The 514-nt window shown below is 46.7% G+C and carries 1 protein-coding gene; it reads right to left on the bottom strand.

Features of this window, described 5'->3' with window-relative positions; all coding sequences use genetic code 11:
• Positions 1-514: DNA polymerase III subunit gamma/tau (gene dnaX / locus ACYVRH_RS14420; RefSeq protein WP_461257560.1), on the bottom strand; the 514-nt coding region annotated here is incomplete at both ends.

The raw sequence follows: 514 nt of genomic DNA, 5'->3' as shown, positions 1-514 counted from the left end.
ATCCAGAACAATGCGTCATCTTCAGCTTTTATTCCCTTATCGGCGCAGATTTTTTTCAGTATCCCCTGAATAGTTTCGATTGGTATCAGTCTGAAGTTGAACTGCTGACAGCGGCTTTTTATCGTTGCGGGAACTTTGTGCAATTCCGTCGTAGCAAAAATAAAGACAATGTATGGCGGCGGCTCCTCAATGGTTTTTAACAGTGCGTTAAACGCTTGATTCGTAAGCATGTGCACTTCATCAATTATGTAAACTTTGTATTTGCCTGCTTGCGGCGGAAAAAGCACCTCGTCAATAATTTGGCGCGCTTCATCAACTTTATTATTTGACGCGCCGTCAATTTCGATTACATCCATGCTGGCGCCTTTGCTTATCGCCTTGCAGTTATCGCAGACTCCGCAGGGGCCGTCTTCGCTTGGATTTGTGCAGTTAAGCGAACGCGCCAAAATACGCGCCGCGCTTGTTTTGCCGCACCCTCTGGGGCCGGAAAAAAGATAAGCATGGGCGATATGTC

Source organism: Treponema sp. R80B11-R83G3, assembly GCF_054786115.1.
The sequence above is the reverse complement of the archived record's forward strand: the minus strand, read 5'-3'. Positions and strand labels throughout refer to the sequence as shown.